Origin of the sequence: Bernardetia sp. MNP-M8 (genome assembly GCF_037126285.1) — a bacterium.
GTDB lineage: Bacteria > Bacteroidota > Bacteroidia > Cytophagales > Bernardetiaceae > Bernardetia.
This window is the reverse complement of record NZ_CP147012.1, coordinates 1,853,838-1,878,530: the sequence shown is the minus strand read 5'-3', so window position 1 is coordinate 1,878,530 and position 24,693 is coordinate 1,853,838. Positions and strand designations below refer to the sequence as shown.

At 30.9% G+C, this 24,693-nt stretch carries 19 protein-coding genes; 8 read left to right on the top strand and 11 right to left on the bottom strand.

The genetic code is table 11. The annotated features are described in order from the left end of the window. Nucleotides 1-129: 129 nt before the first annotated feature. Together V9L04_RS07790 and V9L04_RS07785 are read left to right on the top strand one after the other, a co-directional pair. Nucleotides 130-549, top strand: coding sequence for a hypothetical protein (locus tag V9L04_RS07790; RefSeq protein ID WP_338793530.1), 420 nt, complete (start codon nt 130-132; stop codon nt 547-549). A 17-nt stretch (nt 550-566) separates the two neighbouring features. Beyond that, on the top strand, nt 567-1,094 hold the full coding sequence (locus tag V9L04_RS07785) for a hypothetical protein (RefSeq protein ID WP_338793529.1): 528 nt from the start codon (nt 567-569) through the stop codon (nt 1,092-1,094). A gap of 29 nt (nt 1,095-1,123) precedes the next feature. Here V9L04_RS07785 and V9L04_RS07780 read toward each other — a convergent pair whose 3' ends face one another. The 3 genes from V9L04_RS07780 to V9L04_RS07770 form a co-directional block, all read right to left on the bottom strand. Further along, the gene (locus tag V9L04_RS07780; RefSeq protein ID WP_338793528.1) at nt 1,124-1,756 is read right to left on the bottom strand and encodes a hypothetical protein; all 633 of its coding nucleotides are present in this window, start codon (nt 1,754-1,756) and stop codon (nt 1,124-1,126) included. Nucleotides 1,757-1,830: 74 nt separating this feature from the next. Then, on the bottom strand, nt 1,831-3,096 hold the full coding sequence (locus V9L04_RS07775; protein WP_338793527.1) for a methyltransferase domain-containing protein: 1,266 nt from the start codon (nt 3,094-3,096) through the stop codon (nt 1,831-1,833). Between the two features lie 130 nt (nt 3,097-3,226). Further along, nucleotides 3,227-4,864 (bottom strand): hypothetical protein, encoded by a 1,638-nt coding sequence (locus V9L04_RS07770; RefSeq protein WP_338793526.1) that lies wholly within the window; start codon nt 4,862-4,864, stop codon nt 3,227-3,229. Between the two features lie 137 nt (nt 4,865-5,001). Between V9L04_RS07770 and V9L04_RS07765 the strand changes: the two genes are divergently transcribed. Further along, nucleotides 5,002-6,249 carry a GTP-binding protein gene (locus tag V9L04_RS07765; protein WP_338794191.1) on the top strand — a complete coding sequence of 416 codons (1,248 nt, stop codon included), beginning with the start codon at nt 5,002-5,004 and terminating at the stop codon, nt 6,247-6,249. A gap of 432 nt (nt 6,250-6,681) precedes the next feature. Here the strand turns inward: V9L04_RS07765 and V9L04_RS07760 are convergent, their stop codons facing one another. After that, the gene (locus tag V9L04_RS07760) at nt 6,682-7,356 is read right to left on the bottom strand and encodes a regulatory protein RecX (RefSeq protein WP_338793525.1); all 675 of its coding nucleotides are present in this window, start codon (nt 7,354-7,356) and stop codon (nt 6,682-6,684) included. Nucleotides 7,357-7,944: 588 nt separating this feature from the next. Here V9L04_RS07760 and V9L04_RS07755 point away from each other — a divergent pair. Both V9L04_RS07755 and V9L04_RS07750 read left to right on the top strand, forming a co-directional pair. Further along, complete coding sequence (locus tag V9L04_RS07755) at nt 7,945-8,736, top strand: alpha/beta fold hydrolase (RefSeq protein WP_338793524.1); 792 nt, start codon at nt 7,945-7,947, stop codon at nt 8,734-8,736. Between the two features lie 278 nt (nt 8,737-9,014). After that, nucleotides 9,015-9,878 carry a TauD/TfdA family dioxygenase gene (locus V9L04_RS07750; RefSeq protein WP_338793523.1) on the top strand — a complete coding sequence of 288 codons (864 nt, stop codon included), beginning with the start codon at nt 9,015-9,017 and terminating at the stop codon, nt 9,876-9,878. Between the two features lie 78 nt (nt 9,879-9,956). Here the strand turns inward: V9L04_RS07750 and V9L04_RS07745 are convergent, their stop codons facing one another. Further along, entirely contained in the window at nt 9,957-11,141 is a 1,185-nt protein-coding gene (locus V9L04_RS07745) for an RsiV family protein (RefSeq protein ID WP_338793522.1), read from the bottom strand. Nucleotides 11,142-11,500: 359 nt separating this feature from the next. Between V9L04_RS07745 and hemA the strand changes: the two genes are divergently transcribed. Further along, nucleotides 11,501-12,826 (top strand): glutamyl-tRNA reductase, encoded by a 1,326-nt coding sequence (gene hemA, locus V9L04_RS07740; protein ID WP_338793521.1) that lies wholly within the window; start codon nt 11,501-11,503, stop codon nt 12,824-12,826. 437 nt (nt 12,827-13,263) lie between these two features. Further along, the gene (gene clpB / locus V9L04_RS07735; RefSeq protein WP_338793520.1) at nt 13,264-15,879 is read left to right on the top strand and encodes an ATP-dependent chaperone ClpB; all 2,616 of its coding nucleotides are present in this window, start codon (nt 13,264-13,266) and stop codon (nt 15,877-15,879) included. An 88-nt stretch (nt 15,880-15,967) separates the two neighbouring features. Here the strand turns inward: clpB and V9L04_RS07730 are convergent, their stop codons facing one another. The 6 genes from V9L04_RS07730 to V9L04_RS07705 all read right to left on the bottom strand — a co-directional run bounded on the left by V9L04_RS07730 (nt 15,968) and on the right by V9L04_RS07705 (nt 22,947). After that, nucleotides 15,968-16,705 (bottom strand): hypothetical protein, encoded by a 738-nt coding sequence (locus V9L04_RS07730; RefSeq protein WP_338793519.1) that lies wholly within the window; start codon nt 16,703-16,705, stop codon nt 15,968-15,970. Next, nucleotides 16,705-19,887, bottom strand: a complete 3,183-nt coding sequence (locus tag V9L04_RS07725) for an N-6 DNA methylase (RefSeq protein WP_338793518.1) — start codon at nt 19,885-19,887, stop codon at nt 16,705-16,707. Before V9L04_RS07725 ends, V9L04_RS07730 begins: the two co-directional genes overlap by 1 nt. 147 nt (nt 19,888-20,034) lie before the next feature. Then, on the bottom strand, nt 20,035-20,838 hold the full coding sequence (locus tag V9L04_RS07720; protein ID WP_338793517.1) for a hypothetical protein: 804 nt from the start codon (nt 20,836-20,838) through the stop codon (nt 20,035-20,037). Nucleotides 20,839-20,983: 145 nt separating this feature from the next. After that, entirely contained in the window at nt 20,984-21,529 is a 546-nt protein-coding gene (locus V9L04_RS07715; RefSeq protein WP_338793516.1) for a YbhB/YbcL family Raf kinase inhibitor-like protein, read from the bottom strand. A gap of 104 nt (nt 21,530-21,633) precedes the next feature. Beyond that, complete coding sequence (locus V9L04_RS07710; protein WP_338793515.1) at nt 21,634-22,476, bottom strand: AraC family transcriptional regulator; 843 nt, start codon at nt 22,474-22,476, stop codon at nt 21,634-21,636. Next, complete coding sequence (locus tag V9L04_RS07705; RefSeq protein WP_338793514.1) at nt 22,477-22,947, bottom strand: hypothetical protein; 471 nt, start codon at nt 22,945-22,947, stop codon at nt 22,477-22,479. It lies immediately after the preceding gene. Between the two features lie 713 nt (nt 22,948-23,660). Between V9L04_RS07705 and V9L04_RS07700 the strand changes: the two genes are divergently transcribed. After that, nucleotides 23,661-24,671, top strand: coding sequence for a M23 family metallopeptidase (locus V9L04_RS07700; RefSeq protein WP_338793513.1), 1,011 nt, complete (start codon nt 23,661-23,663; stop codon nt 24,669-24,671). Nucleotides 24,672-24,693: the final 22 nt, after the last annotated feature.

Below are 24,693 nucleotides of genomic sequence, written 5' to 3'. Positions count from 1 at the left end.
TGTTCAGACTGGAAGTCTGAACTACCTTAATATAAAGCGTGATAAGGTTTATTAGATAGAATATTTATTAAAAATTTGAAACGCATTTGCTTTTGGGTAAATGCGTTTTTTTACATAAAACTGTAAAAGATGAGTTTTATCAGACGATTGAATAAAATAAATGTAATTACTGGAATTTTTGCAATACTATTTGGAGGCTTTATTTCCTATTTTTCTATTCAAGATTATATGGATTTAAAGGATATAAAAAAAAGTGGCAGAGAAGTAAAAGTCAAAGTCCTGTCTAAAAGTTATGTAAATAAAATTCACTCAATGGATGTTTTATTTCAAGGAGAAACCTATTATGTGAAAGGAGGAAGTAATGATTACAAAAAGGGAGAAATTATTAAACTTATTTATAGTGAGGAGAAAGATACGTTTTTATATGGATATACAGAAGGACATTATTCTTATATTTTTGTGTTTTTGGGAATGATTATAATAGGAATTGCTACCTTATTTATGGCGTTTTTTGAAGCTTGGAAACCTTTTTCTAAATCCTCTGATTAATTAATACCAAAGATAAAATGAATTTAAACAACAAAATGGTAATAGATTTTAAAGAGTTTCTGAAAACAGGTAAATTTGATTATCTCAAAATTGGTAAAACTAAAGAATGGATAATAAATAATTTTCCTGATCCTGATTTCTTTACTGGGAAAGATGATAAAATATATCAGAACGATATTTGGAGGTATGGAAATGTGGAGCTAATCTTTCATGAAGAAAAGCTGATACTACTTCATTCAAAATATTTAGATGAAAATGACCTAAATGGAGGAGAATATCTTGAAATTAAGAAATGGTTTTTAGAAAAATCAGATAAAATCAATCTTCTCAGTGTCATTGAATATCTAAACGTAGAAAGAATTAATTTTAGCAAAAAAACTAATCAATATGAATCAAAATCTGTCAGACTAGAACTAGAATCTGGAGTACATCTAGGATTTATATTAGAAGGACTTGAAGATGAAAATGATGAAGAATACACTTTACGTTCAGAAACAGTAAGTCAGAATGAATTTATATTTTACTCATTTAGTTTAAGGAGATAATTACAAATAAGATATAATATTTCTTTATTTTAAACATTGTTCTCAACACCATTTTTCTCAGCCATTTCATTAATTCTAGGTTGTAATATCCAAACTCCAATAGGAAAAAACCAAAACATAAAAAACTCACTAGCAAAATCTTTAAAAGTTACTTCTCTTTGTAACTCGGCAGTTTTGAGTGTCTTTGCAGCAAAATACATAGAATAAAATATTCCAAAGACAGACAAAATATGTAAAATAAAAAGAATTGGTGTTAGCCATTCCATAGGAATTTGAGGTAGGTCTTGTAGTAGTACTTGTGGTTTTACTTTACTAAGTGCGACAAACATAAAAACACAAAATCCACTAACATAGAGTAAAGGAATGCAAGAAAAGATTTTGAATTTTGTGGTTTTCATTTCTACGCTACTTGGCATATTGTTTTGCAGTCCGACAGAAACCGACCAAAACCAACTAAAAATCAATGAAACAAAAAGTACCATTATTAATGGAAAAAACTTTGCTATACTGATTAGCTTAAAAAAATCTTCTGGTTCTGGTGGTGTTCCTCCTTTTATTATGGATGATATAATTACTCCTATTGTAAGGAATAAACCAACAGGCACACCCACCAAAAGGAAAAATAATTGCCAATGTTTTGCTTTTAGAATTTTATCTGTCATCTTATTTTTTGTTTAAGTTAGTGTTTCAATATACGATAATTAATTTGTTTTTAATCCTGTTAAGTTACACTAAATCATATTCTTTCCAACAAAGCCATATAAAATCCATCAAAACCTGTTTGATGAGAAAGTATTTTTTTATCTTCAACAAATTTAAAATCCTTTCCATTTTCACTATTCAAAAATATTTCTACTTGTTTTTGATTTTCAGAAGGTAAGATAGAACATGTTGCATAAACTAGTTTTCCTCCTTTTTTAGTCATTTTAGAATATTCTTGTAGAATGTTTTGCTGAGTCTGTTTTATCTCTTCCAAAAAGGCAAGACTAAGTTTCCATTTTGCATCAGGATTTCTACTCAAAACACCCAAACCACTACAAGGTGCATCTATCAAAACTCTATCAGCCGAATTATGAAACTGACTAAATTGATTGTAATCTACTTTATTATCTTGCCTTTTTATAGTATGTGTTTTGATGTTATGAACGTCGGCTCGGTTGGCTCTTTTTCGTAGTTCAATGAGTTTATTTTCATAAATATCCATTGCTGTTATTTGTCCTTTATTTTTTAAAAGAGAAGCAATATGAAGAGATTTTCCTCCTGCACCTGCACAAGTATCAATGATTTGCATTCCTTGTTTTACATCCAAAAAATAAGCAATAAGCTGTGAAGAAGCATCTTGGATTTCGAAAAATCCGTCTTTATACAAAGAATTTCTGACAATACTTTTTCGCTGCACTAACTGAAGTGCATCTGGATAATCCGTATTATTTTGAGTAATTTTCTTAGTTTCAATGTTTTGTTCTGAAAGTTGTTTTTGAAGTTTGGCGATGCTTGTTTTCAATGTATTGACACGCAAAACAACAGGAGCTTGATTATTTAGAGCAGCAATTTCTCTTGTCCAAGTTTCATTTCCTAATTCTGTTTCTCCCAAGTTATCTAACCAATCTGGAATAGATTCTTTATACTTTCTAATTTCTTGAAGCTGACCTAAATTTTGTTTTATCTCATTTATTTTCTCTTGATTTATTCCTTCAACTTCTTCCCAAGTTGGTAATTCAATTTCATTTAAGATTGCCCAAATAGAAAAAAGTTGAAATAGATTTTGAGTAGAATAATCATCATTATCATATTGCTTTTCTAACCCTGCTAGTTTTGCATACAAACGTTTCCATCTGACAATTTCATAAATGGTTTCTGCCACAAAATTTCTATCTCTTGCTCCCCAACGTTTGTCTTGTTTTAATGTAGTAGCCACGACTTTATCAGCATATTTACCTTGATTAAAAATTTGAGACAGTGAGTCAATGACTGCCAAAACTAAATTACGATGTAAACGCATAGAAGTATTTTTTGAAAATGAAGTTTGATAGAAACTATAAAATTACGCTACTTTCTATTCGGAAACAAAAAACAGTTCTAACACTTGGCTAGAACTGTTTTTTTAGAAATTATTTTTCTTACAAGATTATTTACTTTTTATCATTTTTCAAACCAATTTCAAGGTTATCAAACGACATAATATCTACAACTGATTGCATGGCTTCATCATAAAAAACAGTTACCGAATCGCCAGCTTGTGTAATTGGAAGTTCTTGAGAGACAGACGAAGAAGCTACAAAAAGTTTGTTAGGTTCATTATTTAAAAGTAAATAATAAAAAGTTGTTCCACCATTTACATCTTCTGCAACACGCAAAACACGCCCTTTTATTTCGTTGAGTTTGCTTTCACTTGTCGGACGAATAGAATTTCCTACACTATTCAATGAGCTTTTATATTCACGAAGAGCTTCCTGCAAATTATCAGCAGCTCCCACAATTGTATAATCTTGAACAGAAACTAATGCCATCATTTTTATCAGTCCAGAATTATCCTTCAAAGACATCACATAAGTAGGAACTCCATTGATGTTATAAGTTATTGGAAATGAACTATAATAGCCTTTTTCCTGTACTTTTCCTTCTGCTGAACGCTGTGCAGCCCATTCTGTTGCTCCTGTTTGGCGATACCATTTTGCTTCTTTTGTACGAGTATCTACCAAAACAAAACCTACTGTTCCTTCATCTGCACCTACAGAAGTCAGACCTGTGTACCAATACGAACGATTATCTTCTCCATAAACTAGCGACATTCCAGGGGTTGTAGTAAGTTTGTCTTTGTTGGCAAAATTGAAATAACCATGTACAAACTCTCCCCAGTCGTCTAATTGTGTTTCAATAAAATCTTCTGGTTGGATACGGTCAATCCAAAGAGGCGCATCAGCTATAGAATAGTTTTGTATATCTCCACTTTGAGCATTTACAACCACAACTCCAACAGCATCACTACCCAAAAAACCAACTCTTTTTTCATATTGAGTAAGTACCCAAAACGGATTTCCTTCATCATCAATTTCAAACGTAAAATCAGCCAAACCTTTTGTCATATAACCATTAAAATAAACATGCCTGTGCAAATCATCAAACGCAAAAGCAGCCGTTTGATATTTTAAATTTACTTGTTTGCCATTTACTTCTTGAACTAGTTTTACATCACGCTCATTAGTTGCCGAAACCATTACATAACCTGGAGTTCCTTCTGTATTTGTAAGCCACTTCAAAAAACCAGAGTGCAAAAGAGGAGCAACCCAGTAGAGTTTGTCTTTTACCTTCTGAATATGAAACTCTCCTAAATAAGCCTGACTACCCAAAGAAGCCTTTTCTCCCATTACTTTATCACCTAATCGTTGTGCTACTTGCTCATCAACTACACGAATATTATCCGTAGAAACAGGCGCAACTTCACTAGCAAAACTTTCTCCTATTGCTATTTCCCCTATCAAATTTCTGTAATCATCAGCTCTAAAAATTGACCACGAAACAAACGAAGCCCAAACAATTGCATACAAAGCTGCTACTGCACCAATTCCCATAATCACTTTGAGAATAGATTTATCTTTTGTAGCAACAAATTTCTTCCCAAAATACATACTAAAAAATGGAATACTAAAAAATATAAGTACCGTAGGAAGTTCCGAAAATCCATAATTCAGAACAGGAAAACTCATATAAGAATAAACAAGAATGGCTAGAATATATGCAATAGCCAAAAATCGAACAGGTAATTTCATTGTTTTTTTATTAAAATTCAAAAATGACTTTTTCTTTTATTGAATGTAGTGATTTTTTGGGAGAAATGGAAAACTGTATTTTAAAATTCCTTTTCATAACTTTGCCATATCAACTCAAAACAAACAAAAGTAAAAAGATGGATTTATTGCGTTTTGCCACAGCAGGAAGCGTCGACGACGGAAAAAGTACACTTATTGGAAGGCTTTTATATGATACAAAAAGTATTTTTGAAGACCAACTGACAGCCATTGAAGCTGCTAGTAAAAGAAGAGGAGAAGAACATGTAAATCTTGCTTTGCTTACTGATGGCTTGCGTGCTGAACGTGAACAAGGAATTACAATTGATGTTGCTTATCGTTATTTTGCTACACCATCACGAAAATTTATTTTAGCCGATTGTCCAGGGCATATTCAGTATACTCGCAATATGGTAACAGGTGCTTCGACGGCACAACTTTTAGTTATTTTGATTGACGCAAGACAGGGAATTGTAGAGCAAACTCGTCGTCATACTTTCATTGCCGAACTTTTAGGAATCAAACATTTAGTAGTTTGTGTCAATAAAATGGATTTGGTAGAATATGATGAAAAAATCTATGAACAAATAAAAGCCGAATATTTGAGTTTTGTACGAAAAACACGTATTTCGGAAGTTAGTTTTATTCCAATAAGTGCATTGAAAGGCGATAATGTGGTTGAGAAATCAGAGAATATGAAATGGTATAAGGGAACAAGTTTTTTGTATCACTTAGAAAATGCTTATATCGGAAACACATGGGATTTTATAAATTCTCGTTTTGCTGTTCAGCACGTTATTCGTCCACAATCTAAAGAAGAGGATTTACATGATTATAGAGGTTATGCAGGCGAAGTTTTGGGAGGTGTCTTTAAGAAAGGTGATAAAGTTACTGTTTTGCCTTCTGGATTCTCAACGACTATAAAAAAACTAGATTCTTTTGATGGAGAACAAGAAAAAACATTCCCTCCTCAAAATATAACAATGCTTTTGGAAGATGATATTGATATTAGTAGAGGCGATATGCTTGTAAAGGCAGACAACAAACCAACAATAGGACAAGATTTAGAAGTAATGATTTGTTGGCTCAATGAACAGAAATTACAACCCAATGGAAAATATTTACTAAGACACACAACTCAAGAAGTAAAAGCTATTCTGAAAGAAGTAGTTTATAAAATTGACATTAATACACTTCATAGAACTGAAAATGATTTAACTATTGGCTTGAATGATATTGGAAGAATCAGAATAAGAACAGCAAAACCAATTTTTTATGATAGCTATTCCAAAAACAAGCGAACAGGAAGTTTGATTTTGATAGATTTACAGACAAATGCTACAGTAGCTGCTGGAATGATTATTTAATTCATTTTTTTTCAAAATAGAAAAAAAACTTTCCATTATGAAAAAAAATAAGGATTGCTCATTAATCATTAAAAAGTTAAAATTGCCTTTTATGAGCTTTAAACAGTGTTTTTCAATTATTTCAAGTTATTTTCAACTAACTTTTGGCATTGGCAAGCCTATTGAAATATATAAGTCAAGTAAGCAAAACAAAATAAGTGATTTTCAAAGTAACTGATTTGTAAAACTGAAAAGTCTAACAAAAAATTTTTAGCAGTAACTTTATTTTTTAAGAATCATTTATTAGGAAAGTCAAAATTGAATAGTATGTGTGTTGTCAATCAGTAATGATTATTTTTAGCAACTCCTTATTTTTTAACTATTCAGTTATACTTTTATAAGAAACAAGAAGAATCCCTTTTCATTTTTTGAAAAAAGGGATTTTTTGTTTTATTATTCGTTATTTCTACTTATATCCTCCAAAATCTCTCTAATAAGCTCATTTTCATATCCTTTTTGAAGAGCATAGTTAGTAGCCTTGTGTTTTCTTTTAAAATTATCATCTTCTTTTTCTAGTAAGTCTGACCATTTTTTTTCTAAAAGTTCGGCTAGAGTTGAGAAATATTCTTGGTTATCAATTTCTGAATGAAAAGCATCTTGAATCATGTTTTCAGAAATATCTTTTTGCAAGAGTCCATATCTTATTTTTCTTTTTCCCCATTTTTTATAGCTAAATTTTCCTCTCACATACGATTCTGCAAATCGTTTTTCATTCAAAAAATTTTCTTCTTCCAAAAGTGTCACGATGGCATAATGGTCACCTTCATCCATTTTCCATTCTTCTAATTTTGCATAAATTTCTTGATAACATCTTTCTTGATAGGCACAAAAGGCAGCTAGTTTTAAAAAGGCTTCTTTGGGTGTGAGTTGTACAAAGGGTTTTGGTTCTCGTTTTTTGAGTTCTCTATAATCTTTTACTTTGTACTCTCTTTTTTTGTAGGTTTTGGGTTTGTATTCTTTCTTAGAACCATCTGCATTTTTATAGTCATCTGGATTATATTCTTTTTTCTTTAGTGGTGTACGTTTTAAAGGCGTTCTTTTTAGTGGTTTTTGTTTTTTTTTAGCCATAACTATTTCTTATAAAAAATCACTCATGAGAACATAAGCAATGGTTACAATCTAACTCTATTTTATTTATTTTGTTTCTTAAATACTTCTAAACTATTTATCAACTCATTTCTAATCCCAAGTTCACGTTATCTTAAGATAACTTTTAAGAGTGGAACTTAAAAAAATGAGTGAAAAAGCAAAACAAGATTTCTCTCATTTTTTTATCCTCGTTTTACAAATTTTATGGCTCTTCCGACAATTTAGCGAAATTATAAAAGGGTGTGCGTTCGTTTTAGCTTCGCTGAGGGTTACACCGTTCTCAAAAACGCATGAAACGCTTCCTCAGAAGCGTGATATTGCTTAAATCACGCTTCTGAGGAAGCATTTTTTTCAGTTCTGAGGAACTGAACACACAATGTTTTGCTAAAAAGTCAGAAGAGTCAATTTTATTTTTTCAATTTTACACTCAAAAAAACAATTCATAAGGACAGATTAAATACAGTAGTTGATAAAGCATTATCTTTGTCTGATTAGTGGGGTCAAAAATGAGTGATTTCACTTATGTATAAAAAATATCAAATTCATTGTAAAACCATCAAATAAAATATGAAACTCAATTATAAAGAATTAGGAAATGTAAATGCACCACCTTTGCTTATTTTACATGGCGTATTTGGCTCACTTGATAATTGGCTTACTTTAGGTCGTCAGTTTTCAGAAACATACCGAGTATTTTTAATAGACCAACGAAATCATGGACGCTCACCACACGATGATAAAATGAATTATATTGTCTTGGCAGATGATTTACATAATTTTATAGAAGAACATCAACTCAAAAACCTACTTCTTATTGGACATTCGATGGGAGGAAAGGTTGTAATGCAATATGCTTTAACCTATCCTACAGCTTTTGAAAAAATGGTAGTCGTCGATATTGCTCCTAGAAAATATAACGTTTCGCATCATGAAGCTATTTTGAATGGATTAAAGGCAATTGATATAGAAAATTTAGAAAGTAGAAACGATGCTGATGAAAAGTTAGGACAATATATAGATGAAGAAGGGGTTCGAATGTTTTTACTCAAAAACTTGGCTCGTACAAAAGAAGGATATGAGTGGAAAATGAACTTACCTATCTTAGAAAAATCTATACTAAAAATAGGAGGTGCAGTGACTAAGAATAAAAATGTAGATTCGTCAGTAGATTATAATGAAAAACCTGTGTTGTTTATAAATGGAGGACAGTCTCGTTATATTCAAGAGAAAGATATTACTATGATTACAAAATATTTTCCAAATGCTCATATACATACTATTGAAGAAGCTGGGCATTGGGTACATGCACAAACTCCAAAAGAGTTTTTTGAAGTAGTGATGAGCTTTCTTCAAAGTTAAATATTCTTAGAAGAAGATAGAAAAGCAGGTAAAAAATTAGATAAAATTTGACTTTCCTTTTCTATTCAGAGAGAAGGTTGTTGAGAAACTTTCTCTATCAAGTATAGGGAATATTAAATATAAGAAGAGCAAAAAAATGTTATTTGTTTCTTAGTTGTGTAGAACGTACAGATTTCAAAAAAACACAATTCATAATTTAATCAAATTACTTTTTTCAACTGAAATTTTGTATTTTGCTTTATCTATTTACACTTATTACACTTAAAATCTAATTCATAATGAATACAAATCTAGAAACAACAAATGAAAGACCGACAGTAAAAAGTTCGGATGCTTTCCCTAATTATACACTTCCTTGTAGAGTTTTTGAAAATATAGATGTCAAAAATCTTAGTAATGAAGAATTTGAAGAAATACGTAAAGCAGTTCCTCAAAATGGTGTTATTCTTATCAAAAACCAACACCTTTCTTTAGATGAATTGGTAGCTTGGACAAAACGTTTTGGTGAGCCAGTCGAACTTCCTGACGGACTTCGTTTTAATAATTTTCATAAAGAATATCCAGAGGTTACACGTATTTCAAATATTTTGCCTAATGGAGAGTTATTACAAAACTATTCAGGTGCAGAATATTGGCATAGTGATGGCGATTTTTGGCAAGCACCAAAAAACTATGTTTTCAGTTGTTTGTATGCTGAAAAAGTGCCACCATCGGGAGGAGAAACAGGTTTTGCAGATTTAAGATTGGCATATAATGGACTTAGCCAAGAATTAAAAGATAAAATAAAGAATCTTCGTGTTTGGGTTTCACCTAAAAATATTCCCGATTTCGAAGGTGCAAAAGAGTCTGAACTTCCACCAGATGCGTATCATAATATTGCTTATTTACATCCAGAAACTAAATTACTATGTTTGTATTTTGGGTGTACGGCTTCTGATATTGAAGGACTAAGTAGAGAAGAAGGTCAAGAGCTTTTAAAAGAATTAATGGCAGAAGTAGAAAAAAATGAATATGTTTATGCACACAAATGGAGTCCAAATGACCTCTTGATGTGGGATAATACTTCAACCATGCACCGTAGTTTGGGTGGATATGGAAATTATCCTCGTTTAATGTATCGTACACAAGCCTATGCCAAATAGATTTTATTTAAAAGCTAGATTTTAGAAGTTACCTTTGGCATTACTTCTAAAATCTAGCTTTTAACCTCTCAATTTATTTTAATAATGATTTTCCATAATTTCTTGTAATGGACTATCTTTTTTTACTAGGTCAGTGATTGTTGAATAAGGAATGAAAATCTCAAAAGAACCCATTGAATGTACTCCAATTTCATCTTCATTAAAACGAAATATAATTCCACCTTTGCTAAGCGCATAATTATCATTTAAAGTAAATTTATTGTCCTTAAAATTGATTCCTTCTTTTGAGAAGTCTTCAATATCTTTAAAGCCATATTTATTACGAAAAATATTTTCTGCTATTTTTGTGAGTTTTGGTATAAAATCTTTCTCAAAAAGCTCTTCTAATTTTATATGGTTGCCTGTTCCCAAGTCAAAATTCACAAAGTTCACTTTTTCATGGGCATAAGCACCACCTTCAAAAACACTTTCTATAAACTCCAAAACTATAATATTATGGTTATTATAATCTAAGATAATTTGATGATGATTATCCCATATTGGCATTTGTCCTTCTGCTTTTTGAGCTTCTTCACTTGCCTTTTTATAACGATTTACAAAATCATCTAAAAATTCACTATGGTCACCAAACTGTTTTTTAGCACTTTTAGGATGGTCATAATTTAAGATATGACTATTAATAAAAGCATTGATTTTTTCGGCAGTTGCTTTATGCTTTTCTTCTCCCATTACTATATACACCAAATCAACAGTAGCTGTACCACTATAACTTCTGCCTTCGTGAACCACCCAAAAACTAGATGATTTTTCTGGATAATTTTCTTTTACAGTAAATGTATTATACTGCTCACCATCAAACGAATGCCAAGTACCTGCAATTTCTGTAGGAGACATAAATTTTCCATCAAAAAAACCAACTACATTTGGCTCACCTTCTGCTGTATTTCCTTCAATTTCTTCTAAGGAGACACGCCCCGTTTCAGAAATTGTTCCTCTGATAGTTCCTTTTTCTTCCTTATCTAAAAAATAAAAATGTCCTTCTAAGGTAGAACCAAAACGCATCAAATCAAACTCTATACGTTGGTCACCAAGCTGTCCATCCAATTTTTTATAGAAATATTTGGCAATCTTAACAGGTTTTTTTTCCTCCTTTTTCGTTTCATTTTGTGCTAAACACAAGAAAGAACCTGCAAAAACAAGAATACATATCAACAAAAATGTTTTCTTGAAAAAAAAGAAATGAGTAAATTTATTTAACTTCATTGTAAGAAATTATTAAATATGTAAATTAAAATAATTTTTATCTAACTTTTGGATAGGCAAAACTCTAAATTTGTTTAAAACTCTATATCATAAATAGTTTTAAGATTCACAAATATAAGCAATTAACAATCTACTGACTAAAAACAGTAGGTATAATCAGTAGTAATTAATATTAAATCAATAACGATGCTATTTTTTAGTACATTGTGTATCTTTTTATAAAAAATGAATATATTTTTAGGAATTAGCTATGTCATTTATTTGTATTAATTCTAAATAAGGTGCAAAAAGAACAAATGATTTTACTTATAGTTCTTTGCGTAGTAATTTTGTAGTATAGAATAAAAATAACACCTACTATGCAACTGAATTTCAAGGCTTTAACCATAAATTATAAAACTGCTCCTGTCGAAGTACGTGAAAAATTATCTTTGAGTGAAACAGAGTGCCATAGCTTTTTGCAAAAGGCTTCTGAGATGTTTGCTTTGAGTGAGCTTTTTGTGCTTTCTACCTGTAATAGGACAGAAATTTATTATAGTTTACCAGAAAATAGTGTTGCAAATGCAACTTCAAATATTCCTAAAGCCTGTCCTTTTTCATCTTCTAAGCCACTCTCTCAAAAGCTAATTGCATTACTTATTACTCAAAAGGGACTTTCAGATTCTGAAAGCTACTTTCCTTATTTCCAATCTATTGAAGAGCATAAAGAAGCTGTACAACATCTTTTTTCGGTTTCAATGGGATTAGAATCACAAGTAATTGGAGATATTCAAATTAGTAATCAAGTAAAAAAATCCTATCAATATAGCGCAGACTTGAACCTTGCAAGTCCATTTTTACATCGTCTTTTGCATACCATTTTCTTTACAAACAAGCGTGTGGCACAAGAGACAAGTTTTAGAGATGGAGCTGCTTCTGTAGCCTATGCAGCAGCAGAAATGACCTCTGAACTTGCACAAACGGTTCTTCAACCAAAAATTTTGGTTATTGGAGTAGGAGAAATTGGAGGAGATGTAGTTCGAAACCTAGATGCCACTGATTATCATACTGTAACAGTTATGAATCGTACTTTCGAAAAAGCAAAGGAGTTTGCAAATGCAGAGGGATTTGAAGTAGCAAGAATAGAAAACCTAAAAGAAGAGGTCAAAAAAGCAGATGTTATAATTTGTTCAGTGGCTGCCAATGAACCAATTTTGACAAAGAAATTAGTAGAAGAAGTACAAGATATTCGTTTCAAATATTTCATTGACTTGTCTGTTCCTAGAAGTATTGAGCCAGAGGTAGAACAGATTGCTCATGTTATGGTATATAACATCGATCAAATACAAAATCGTACAGCAGAGGTAATAGAACGTAGAAAATCAGCTATTCCACATGTCCAATCTATCATCGATGAAGCAATACAAGGATTTGAAGATTGGAGTAAAGAAATGATAGTTTCGCCTACTATTCATCGTCTGAAAAATGCGTTAGAGCAAATCAGAAAAGAAGAAATAAATCGTCATTTGAAAAACTTAGACGAAAAAGAAATAGAAAAAATAGAAATGATAACAAAAGGAATAATGCAAAAAATAATTAAACTTCCTGTCATTCAGCTTAAAGCAGCTTGTAAGCGTGGAGAAGCAGAAACATTAGTCGATGTTTTGAATGATTTGTTCAACCTAGAACAAGATGAAAAAGTATAAAACTTTGTTTTGATTAATTTTTTTTTCAAAAAAACACCTTTTTTTTGTTCTTCCTTAAACAATTTTAACCTAATACTGTTCGTTACTACGGACGGTAATAGTTTTTCATAAGTGCATAAAAAAACCTATATTCTTTGAATGTGGGTTTTTTCTTTTCGAAAAAACGACAATATGACATAGAAAATAAGAAAGTATTAGTTTTTGAAAACAATGTAAGTGTCAATGTGACACTATTTAAAAACAAATTTCTACTATTGAAGTTTTAAATTGAATACAACTAGCCAAAAAGTCAGTTTTGAGATATTTGTATAGCTTTTGATAAGAATGTAATATATATGTAGCGTACACTTTAGCTTACAAAAAATGTATCGTACCTTTTAAGGTGCGATGTATTCAATCAGAAAACAAATACTTAAAACTACTAAAAACATTCAATTATGAACTTTAATAAATTCACTATAAAGGCACAAGACGTAGTTCAGAAAGCCTCAACAATTGCGACAAGTTCGCAACAACAAATCATTCAGACAGGTCATATTTTGAAAGCTGCTTTAGACGCTGATGAAAATATGACAAAGTTTTTGGTCAGTAAATTAGAAGTCAATGTAACTCTTCTCAATCAAGTTTTGGACGAATACATGGTTTCTTATCCAAAATCAAGTGGTGCAGACCCATATTTATCTAACGATTCTCATGCTGCCATTCGTGAAGCTGAAAATTATCTCAAAACATTCAAAGATGAATTTATAGCCGTTGAACATATTCTTTTAGGACTTTTGAAAGGAAAAGACAAAACGGCTGACCTCATGCGTGAAGTTGGTTTCAATGAAGATAATTTGGTAAGAGCAATCAAAGAACTTCGTGGAGGGCGTAAAGTAACTGACCCAAATGCAGAATCAAAATATCGTTCTTTAGAGCGTTATTCTAATAATTTGACAGAACTTGCACGAAAAGGAAAAATAGACCCAGTTATTGGTCGTGATGATGAAATTCGTAGAGTTCTACAAATTCTTTCAAGAAGAACCAAAAATAATCCGATGCTTATTGGAGAACCAGGGGTAGGAAAAACGGCAATTATTGAAGGCTTGGCACAGCGTGTTGTTGATGGCGATGTTCCAGAAAATTTGAAGTCAGTTGTAATTGCTTCTTTGGATTTGGGAATGCTCGTTGCAGGAGCAAAATATAAAGGAGAGTTCGAAGAGCGTTTAAAATCTGTCATCAAAGAAGTTACAGATTCTGACGGAGAAATCATTTTATTTATTGATGAAATTCATACGCTTATCGGTGCAGGTGCAGGGGGAGATTCGGCAATGGATGCAGCCAATTTATTAAAGCCTGCTTTGGCTCGTGGCGAACTTCGTGCAATCGGAGCGACAACACTCAAAGAATATCAAAAATATATTGAGAAAGACAAAGCTCTAGAACGCCGTTTTCAAACCGTTACAGTAGATGAACCAAGCGTACAAGATGCTATTTCTATTTTGCGTGGAATCAAGGAAAAATATGAATTGCATCATGGGGTTCAGATAAAAGACGATGCTTTGATTGCAGCAGCACAACTTTCTCATCGTTATATTCCAGACCGTCAATTACCAGATAAAGCAATTGATTTAATGGATGAAGCAGCAGCAAAATTGAGAATAGAAATGAATTCTATGCCTCAAGAATTAGATGAGATTCGTAGAAAAGTAATGCAACTTGAAATTGAAAGAGAAGCAATAAGAAGAGAAGGTGACAAAGAAAAAAATACATTACTTTCAAGAGAAATTGCAGACCTTCGCACTACACAAGATGCACTCATGGGACGTTGGGAATCTGAAAAAGGTGCAATAGATGGAATAAGAGAAACCAAAAAAGAACTAGAAAATCTTAGAATACAAGCTGAACAAGCCGAACGAGCAGGAGATTATGGAAAAGTGGCCGAAATTCGTTATGGGAAAATTACAGATGCAGAACAGAAATTAGAAGAATTACAGAAAAAACATGAGCAGCAAGAAACAGAAGAATCAATGCTCAAAGAAATTGTAACGGCTGAAAATATTGCTGAAGTGGTTTCAAAATGGACAGGTATTCCAGTTACTAAAATGCTGCAAGGTGATAAAGAAAAATTATTAAACTTAGAAGCTGAGTTAGGAAGACGAGTAGCAGGACAAAGCGAAGCTATTCAAGCTGTTTCTGATGCGGTGCGTAGAAGTCGTGCAGGCGTTCAAGACCCAAATCGTCCGATAGGTTCGTTTATATTTTTGGGAACAACAGGCGTAGGAAAAACAGAACTTGCCAAAGCCTTAGCTGAATATTTGTTTAATGACGATGATGCAATGGTCAGAATTGATATGTCGGAATACCAAGAACGCCATAGTGTAAGCCGTTTGATTGGTGCACCTCCTGGGTATGTGGGTTATGATGAAGGTGGGCAACTTACCGAAGCTGTTCGTAGAAAACCGTATAGTGTTATTTTACTTGATGAAATTGAGAAAGCACACCCAGACGTTTTCAATATTTTGTTACAAGTTTTGGATGATGGAAGACTGACTGATAATAAAGGCAGAATAGCGAATTTCAAAAATACGATTGTCATCATGACTTCAAACACAGGTTCGCAGATTATTCAAAATAATTTTGCACTTGCTACTGAAAAAACAGATGAGCAAGTAGAACAACTTTATGAGGATACAAAAATACAAGTTACAGAGCTTTTGAAAGCGAGTATGCGACCAGAATTTTTGAATCGTATTGATGAAGTCTTAATCTTCAAACCACTTTCAAGATTAGAAATTCGTCAGATTGTAGATTTACAATTAAAGCAAGTTCAGAAGCGATTAGACGAAAACGGAATCACTTTAGAAGTTTCGAAAGAAGCCTTAGATTATATCGGAAAGATTGGTTATGACCCACAATTTGGAGCAAGACCACTCAAAAGAGTTGTTCAACGAGAAATCTTAAACGAACTTTCAAAAGAAATACTAGCAGGAAAAGTAACGAAAGATTCGCCTGTGGGTGTAGTTTTGGAAGATGGAAAAATTGCTTTTGTAAATTCTGTTTTTGAAGAGTAAGTTTTTCTTTATACGATTTTTTAGAACCTCATTTTTCTTTTCTCTTTTTTTGGGAAGGATTAATGAGGTTTTTTATGGTTTTTATCAATCACTTTTTCTTTAAATTAGGAACAATTATCCAAAAATGATGTAAATGAACAGTTGCTCCACTTTTACGACGATGTACAGACTGCAAAATATTTTCTTTTGTAGAGTATTTTAATTTTAGATTTTCAGTAGTATTTTCTATCAAGACACTTTTCTTTACTAATTCTTTAAAATCCATTTGATGATTCTTTATTATCTCTTCTGAAAAGAATTTTAAATACAAGCTTTCTTTATTCCAATTAGAATCCTTTATCCACCCATTAATTTTTTCTAGCCAATATTTATAATCTTCTTCTTTTATGTAGGCTAAAATAGCATTGTGAGGTAATAAATCTTTATTATCGTCTAGTCCGTGAAATTCGTGTTTAAACCTTTCTATTGCTGCACCATTTCCTTGATTTCTATAAATATATTCGTGTTCATCTCTATTTCCTTTTTTAGGAGTAGGCAACACCTTTGCTTCTACTGTAAACATTAAATCGTCTGTGTCTTTATCATAAATTCCAAAATCAACAGAAGAACTACCTTTTTGAGAAACTTCTCTACAAAAACTGTAAATACTATCTTCTTTTGACATAAATTTAAAATAAGCTGTAGAGTGTTGTCCTTCTCCTGTAGTTTTAGCTGTCTGTTTGCGAAGTGTTGAGGAAGCTGCAAAATCATCCAACCTATTTTCTATAAGTTGAACAATCTCTTTTATAGGTTCATAACCTTCTAATTGATTGAAATCTTCTATCATCAGAATCCAGATTTTTTTAGGTCTTGAAAAGTATAACCTGCATCTTTAATAGCAATTGAAGGCAACCAATAACGGATATTACTAGGCTTAATTAGAAAAACAGAATCATATCCATCTATGTGTTCATACAATCTGATTGACCTTGTAAAAATAGCTCCTCTACTTGTTTGAGTATCATAAACAAGATTTTTTAAGATTTTTTCATCAATGTTAGAAATAGATAAATCTTTATTTTCGCCAAAACCTAATTGATAAATAATAAAACCTTGTGGCAAAACTTCCTCTTCATTCGTAGTTTGATGAATGCCTTTTATTTGCCAAGATTTTTCATTTTTTGCATATCTTTCATTGAGTATTAGACAAAATGTATTTCCAAAATTTCCTAAAATTACTTTATCTTCTTTTTTAGTAATTCTTAATTTTCTTTCTAATGGTTCATAACCATCATCTCCAATTTTGATAGATTTACCTAAATGAATATAATGATTCAATACATCATCTCTTAATATTGATTCAATTTCAGATAATTCTAAATATTCTTCTTCTTCAAAGGGTGGAAAAGGTAGAGTTTCTAAATCAGCTTTATTGACAACCGTTTCTTGCCTAATTAGACTTGCAGAACTATTTACTACCATCCAAAAAAGATAAGTATAAGGATATTTAATAAATCGTTCATATATATGTTTTAATTTCTCATAATCTTTTTTAGGGGCATGAATTCCAACGAAACTGCTTGGAAATACTAAATATTCATCCTCATGACTTTCTTTAATTCCTATCGGTAAATGATTCTCTCCTATTTTCTTATGAATTATAATTAAAGGCAATTCATATAATTTTTTAGGACGAGGAGTTTTAAAAAACTTTCGAACTTCTTTATTACTACAAATAATGTTTCCATTTTCTATTTTAGAAACTTTATCCCTGTTATATATATATTCTACTATTCCTAGTTTATCATCAGCAACAAAGTCTTTATATCCATCTTGAAAAATCCATTCATTATTTTCTTCTTTTCTCTCATCAATAAAACTCTTCAAGTTATCTAACAAACTCAATCTATATGCAAGATGAAATAGCCTTCCACCTCCTAAAAGATTACATTTCCAAATAAATGAATAATTGTATGCCCATTGCCATTTTACACTATGTCTATCATATTCATCTATTTCAAAACGCTTTTTTTTCTCTGTTTCAAAAAGACGTTTGACTACAATATGTTCTATATCCTTTTTTTGAGGTTCTTTATTATTCAAAACAGTAACTGAAACTGCTGTTCTACCATTATTAGAATTCTTAGAACTTGATAGTTTTACAGTATTTACCGACTTTCTAAATAAAACTTCTCTTAAATGAGTAAAATCAAATATCTTCTCTACATTCGTTTTTTCTAGCAAGGCTTGACGATATTTTTGAGAAGTAGCTTGAGGACTATACAAAAGAAGTGTCGTAGGAATAACCAAACATAATTTACTATCTGTATTAAGTAAATAACGACTAAATTCTAAAAAATAAAAGGCAAAATTATCAGGAACTTTACTTAAATAATCGAAGTCAGTTATTTGTTCTTTATAAGGCGTTATTTCTTTCGTTTTGTAATTTTTAAACTTTTTATGTTTTGATTTATCATGGTTAAATGGAGGATTACCAATAATTAAATCAAATCTTTTGTTTGTTGTTGTAGTCCACTCAAAAAAACTTTTTTCTGTAATATTCTCTTCCTTTAAATTTTTGAAATGAAAATCTTCCCATAAAAGTTTTGGGTCTATTTTATCCAAAAAAGCAATCGTAAGACTGAATATTGTAATTTGTACAGCGGTTTTGTTTATATCTACACCATAAATATTATCTTCTAATATCTGCTTGAATACTTCAGCAAATTTTTCAGATTTATAATTTTCATTATGACTTTTATCAAAATTATTAATCAACCACCATTCTAATAATCTTTTGTAGGCAGCCACCAAAAAAACACCTGAACCACAACTTGGGTCAAGAATCTTATAATCTATCTTGCCATTTTTTATATAAGATTTTTCATTTTCTAACCAATCCAAATTTAAAGGCATAGCCTCATCAATCATAAAATTGACTAAAAATGGAGGTGTATAAACTACTCCTTTATCTTTGTCTTTACCTTGTTCTATGATTTCTGATTGAAGAAAATTTTCATAAATAGCACTAATCGTTTCGACAGGCAAAAAATCAAAAGAATACATTCTCCAAATTGATATTTGTCTATTTTCTGGAGAAATTTTACCTTCAACAAAATTAGCAATACCACTTAAATCTGTATTCTCTATAAATTCTACTTCATCAGAATCAAGAATATCGAATATTTTTCCATTATACGTAGAAGCTAATTTTTTCAAAAAATGAATACATAACTTTCCATTATTATCTTTTTTTAGAATCTCATAATAGTTTTCTACACCAAACTCTTTTTTATATTCTTGATAGATTTTCTTGAGTGCAAATTGGTTGTTTTTATCTTTTTTTTCTTCCAAAAACATTATCAAGATACTCAAAAGGAGTAGTCTATCTAAAGCCAGTCTATTTTCTGAATTAGTATGAATATTCTGTAATTCTTTTCTTGTATCTTCAAGATGTTTGAGAAAATGATAGAAAGGAGTTTGCTTTTCGTCTAAATCCCATGTGGCTTCTTCTTGTTCCCAAAATAAACCTTTTGCAAAAACATGAGCAGAAAATTGTTCTTTATTTAAATTATCAACACTTTCACTTGCTAACTCTAAAGAAGATAAATCTATTTCATTTCCTTTATTACTTGCAGGAGAACGAGCATTGAATATATGTATTTGATTTTGTTCTATTAATAAATAAACCTCAATCTCATTTGCACTCCAAATCTTTGAATGTAAAACCTGATGTTCTTTACTATTTATAAAATCTCTATTCGTAATGCCAAAAATATAAACAGCAGGTTGAGAATTGAAGGGGCTTTCTGAACTAATATCTTTATAGAACCTTCTAAAAAGAACACCATAAGGTGTAATTCCTTCTTGATTATCAATTAATAGCCTTTTAAATTTTTCTTGAATGTGCAATTTTTCAGCAGGGTGCTGGTAAATTTTCTCATAGTTAGCTAATGTTACTAATCCTGTCTGTTCAGAAAAATGTAACTTATTCAAATCTTCCTCTAAAAATGAGATGGTAGCAGACATATTCAATTTGGGAATAACATTGCTCTAATAATTAGCAATAATATAAAAAAACTTGCAAAGTTACTAATAATTATGACAAATAACCTAAAATAATTTAAAAAAAATCACAATTAGTTTAACCAAATAAGGCATTTCATTCATACAAAATCACCTCAATTCATAAACAAAAGGCGTATTAATAATTCTCAAATCAGTAGGTAACTTTGAAATAAAATCACTCCATTCTGGTATAGTATCTCTATGAATAGTTGCAAAATAATTTTTTGATACACTTCTCGTTGTTATTCTTATTTGCAATTGACAATAAAGTGCATCAATGTCTGTATTAGGATGATAAATAATATGATACTTAAACTCTGTTATGTCTTCAAAGGCAAAAAAACTTTTTAAGACTTTTTGTTTGATATGTTGTATAACTAATCCTTTTGATTTATAATCTATATAAATAGTCAGTTTGGATTCTATATTTTCCATTTCTTTGATAGATATATTTCTATTTTTTGGAATAATACTGATTATTCCAAAAGTTATACAAGCCATAAAACAGAGCATAAATGAAAGAAGCCCTATAGCCCCACCAAAAATTTCTCCTATAAAACTACTTGCTATTATAGATGCGAATCCTAATACAATAGATAAAAAGCAACCTCCACTATTATTACTCATAAACATAGGACTATCAGCAAAGCCAAAACTTAGTACTTCTTGTGTATATTTATCATTCGCTTTAAGATAAAGAGTTTGAGGTAAAGGCAAAAATTTGAGAGTTTCGGTTTGGTCACAGTGAGAATTTCCTAAGTATTCCCAACTCTCTATAAAAAAAGCAGATTTACAAGCAGCACAAATCACGACTGTATGACCTTCTTCTATTTTTTCTCCTGTGATAGGGTCAGTTCGGTTTTGGTTTAGAAAATTTTGATGATGTTCAGTAAGAGTGTGTGAATGACTCATTTTTTAGATGTTGTGGCTGGTATTTAGTTTTGGAATGCTATTATGACGACCAACAACAAAGATAAATATGTTTTTGAAAACCTCATCCCTCTTCAATAAATAAAGAGAAATGAGGTTTTGCTAAATCATACAATATTATCAAAAATTATCTTTGGTAATAAAACACCAAACTCGCTTTTGCAATAGTATTATTCCACAAATAATATCCCACAGTTGCAGGGTTTGTAGTAGCATCCAAGCCTAATTTATCAGTCTTGAGTGCGTAAACAGTAACTATATATTGGTGCAAACCGTGATTTTCTGGAGGACAAGGACCACCATATCCAGCTACACCATAATTTGTTACGCTTTGAATAGCTCCTTTTGGAGTAAGATTAGATTTCAAATTTCCTGCACCTGTTACTAGCTCATTTATGTTAGCAGGAATGTCAAAAACTACCCAATGCCACCACCCACTTCCCGTTGGTGCATCTGGGTCATATACTGTAATGGCAAAACTTTTTGTTCCTTCTGGTGCATTTGTCCAAGATAATTGAGGTGATTGGTTTTCTCCTGTACAGCCAAATCCATTAAATTCTTCTGTCTTTGTGGCTTGTCCTCCTATATCTGTACTGCTAAGAGTAAAAGTTTCTTGAGCAAAAGAAAGGGTAGAGATAAGAAAGAAAAATAAGAATGATGTTACTTTTTGCATTTTATTTGGGGTTTAGATTTACTAAGATTAAAATACAAAGTTACAGTATTGCCTTGCTGATGAGATAGAGATAGACGTTCTAAAAGTGTTGCTAAACGTCCATTTTATATAAAGTGTTGTTTGGGAGTTTTGCCAAATTGTTTTTTGTAGGCTTGTATGAAAGAAGATAAATTTTCATAACCAATTTGCATATAAATATCACTAGAACGAAGTTTTTTGTGTTCTAACAAAAATGCAGCGTGTTTTAACCTTCGCTCTCTAAACCATTTTATTGGACTATCATTGTATATTTTTTTAAACTCTCTTTTGAAAGCTGAAACGCTTTTATTACATAAAAAAGCTAATTCTTCTACACTCAAGTTTGTATAAATATTATTCTCAATGACTGATGTAAAATGTTCTCTACTGTAAACATTGCTGTTTAAAAACTTATAGAGAAAATCTGTTCCATTTTTATGAATTAAATAAAGGAAAATTTCTTCTAGTTTTACAGGTAAAACCTGTTTTTGTAAAGCTAGAGATTGCTGATTGATTTGTAGGACACTAAACACAAAATTCTTGATATAATTATCATAATCAAATACCAAAAACGGATTTGTTTCGCTGCTTGATTGAATTTTGATTTTGTATTTTTCTATAAAATCAATAAGCCAATTATCATCAAAGAAAAACAACAAACTTCTATATTGATTGGCTTGTGATAATTTTTCAGTCATCAAACATTTACCTGATTTAATGAGAAGAAATTGATTATTTTTGATTGTTGTTTGTTTGTCAAAATGCACAACTTCTTTTGTTCCATCTTGCAAAAAACTAAACACATTCTGATTAAGCGTAATTTTATTTCTCGTAAGAGAATTATTTATCACATAGTCATAAATACAGGTTTTGTCTTCTGTTTTATTTGCATTTTCAAATAAGTCATTAGGAAGCAAATAGGTATTCATTTATTTCACTCTTTTGTAAGCTAGTGTGTTTCCACGAGCCATATAAGCAATTGTCAAGATCTCTTCATTGAGGTCTATAATATACCAACACATATCCGAACTTTCAGAAGTAATATAAAGGTCTTTTTCAGGCTTCAAATCTTTACTTTTATCAGATTCATTGGTGCATTTATCAGATAAAGTGAAAATTTCATCACTCCATTGAGTCATTCCTGCAGCAATTTCCATTCTATGATTATTTTCAAACTTTAGAAAGTTTGTTTCGTCATCCGTACTTTGCCACTTTCCCTGCAAAAGTTCTAAGTTTGTTATCGTCTTTTTTTGCTCTTCATCTAGCACTAAAATAGAATCTTTTGGTTCTTTATTTTCTGCTATAACTAGAGTATTATCTTTATTATCTGAATTGCTAGTACAGGCAACCAAAGAAAAGAAAATAAGTAAAAAGGAAACGAAATTTAATTTTGAGTTCATTGTTGGAAAATTGTGAAGTTAGAATTATTCATATAATTTATAGCTCTTTTAATATAAATCCTTTTGATTTTAGAAAACATACAAAATTACTTCCTTTTTGCTAATTATTCTACTTCCAGATTTCAAAAAAAATACTTCTTTTTACAATTTAGTAAAATTATAAAATGGTGTGAGAATAGTGTGTGCCTTTTTAGATTTGAACGAAAAGCTTTTGAGAAAGTAATAGTTTGAGATAATGATTATTAACGTATTAACATTGTTAACAAAAATTACTCACTACAAATCAGATACTTTTTTTGGATGGAAAATAAAATTCTTTTCTAAACACAAAAAAAACTTTTATTAGTTCAATATAAGAGGTTTTTTTAAAATTTGAGGCTACAATACGGTATTTAATCGAAAAAAGTTTTAGGTTTCTTGGAAATTTTCTATTTTTTTTGCTTCTTTGCATTACTAATCTTTAGTTGGATACATACAAATGTTATGATTATCAATTACTTATCATTCCTTTAAAAAATATTCAATTTATTAAAACACACGTAGTTAGTTAATAAAGAAAAGTATATTAAATATATTCTAATTTAACTCAAAGACAGTTTAATAAATGTTCTTTAAATAAATTTTAACCCAAGTATTGAAGTAGGTTTTGAACCCAAACAAACTTGATTATTAGTTATTTTTTCTGACAAAGATTAGAAACAAACACTAATTATATGGCAAAAGTAAAATATTATTACGATACCGAAACGTGTCGTTACGAAAAAGTAAAAGCGTCTAAAGCAGATATAGCCTTCAATATCCTTGGACTCTTAGTAGTTTCAGCAGTATTAGCAGTCGGTTTTGCGACATTTTACACTCAAATGTTCCCTTCAAAGGAAGTGGCACAATTAAAAGAAGAAAAACAGGAACTTCTTACAAAATATACAGTTCTTAATAAAGAAATTAGTCAGGCAACTGATATGCTCTCACACCTTCAACAGCGAGACAATAAACTCTATCGTTCGATGTTTGAAGTAGAACCTATTCCAATGGAAATGCGAAAAGGTGGTACAGGAGGAGCAGAAAAGTATAAGCATTTATTAGATGATAATTTAGTAAATGAAACACTTATTGTAAATACACACGAGAAGTTGGATAATTTGAAAAAACAAATGTATATCCAAACCAAATCGTATGATGAGCTTATGAAACTGGCTCAAAACAAAAATGATATGATGGCTTCTATTCCAGCTATTCAGCCTCTTTCCAAAAAAGACCAAACAAGTTTTGCATCTGGTTTTGGAATGCGTACACACCCTATTTATAAAGTTCGTAAAATGCATGCAGGTTGTGACCTTAGCGCAAGAACAGGAACAGCTGTACATGCAACAGGAGATGGTGTAGTTATTAAAGCAGACTGGTCTAGTGGATACGGAAGATTAGTAGAAGTAGATCACGGTTATGGATATATCACAAGATATGCTCACCTTTCAGCTTTTGATTGTAAAAAAGGACAAAAAATAAAACGTGGCCAGTTATTAGGAAAAGTAGGAAGCACAGGACTTTCAGTAGCACCTCATTTGCATTATGAAGTACGCTATAATGGTAAGCCAGTAAATCCAATTAATTACTTCTTTAATGATTTGTCGCCAACAGAATATCAACAATTAGTAGAACTTTCTTCTCATGATGGACAATCACTCGGTGGTGGTTCAGACGAAGAAGACCACAATCATATTAAGTAATAAAGATTTAATTTTAGATTTT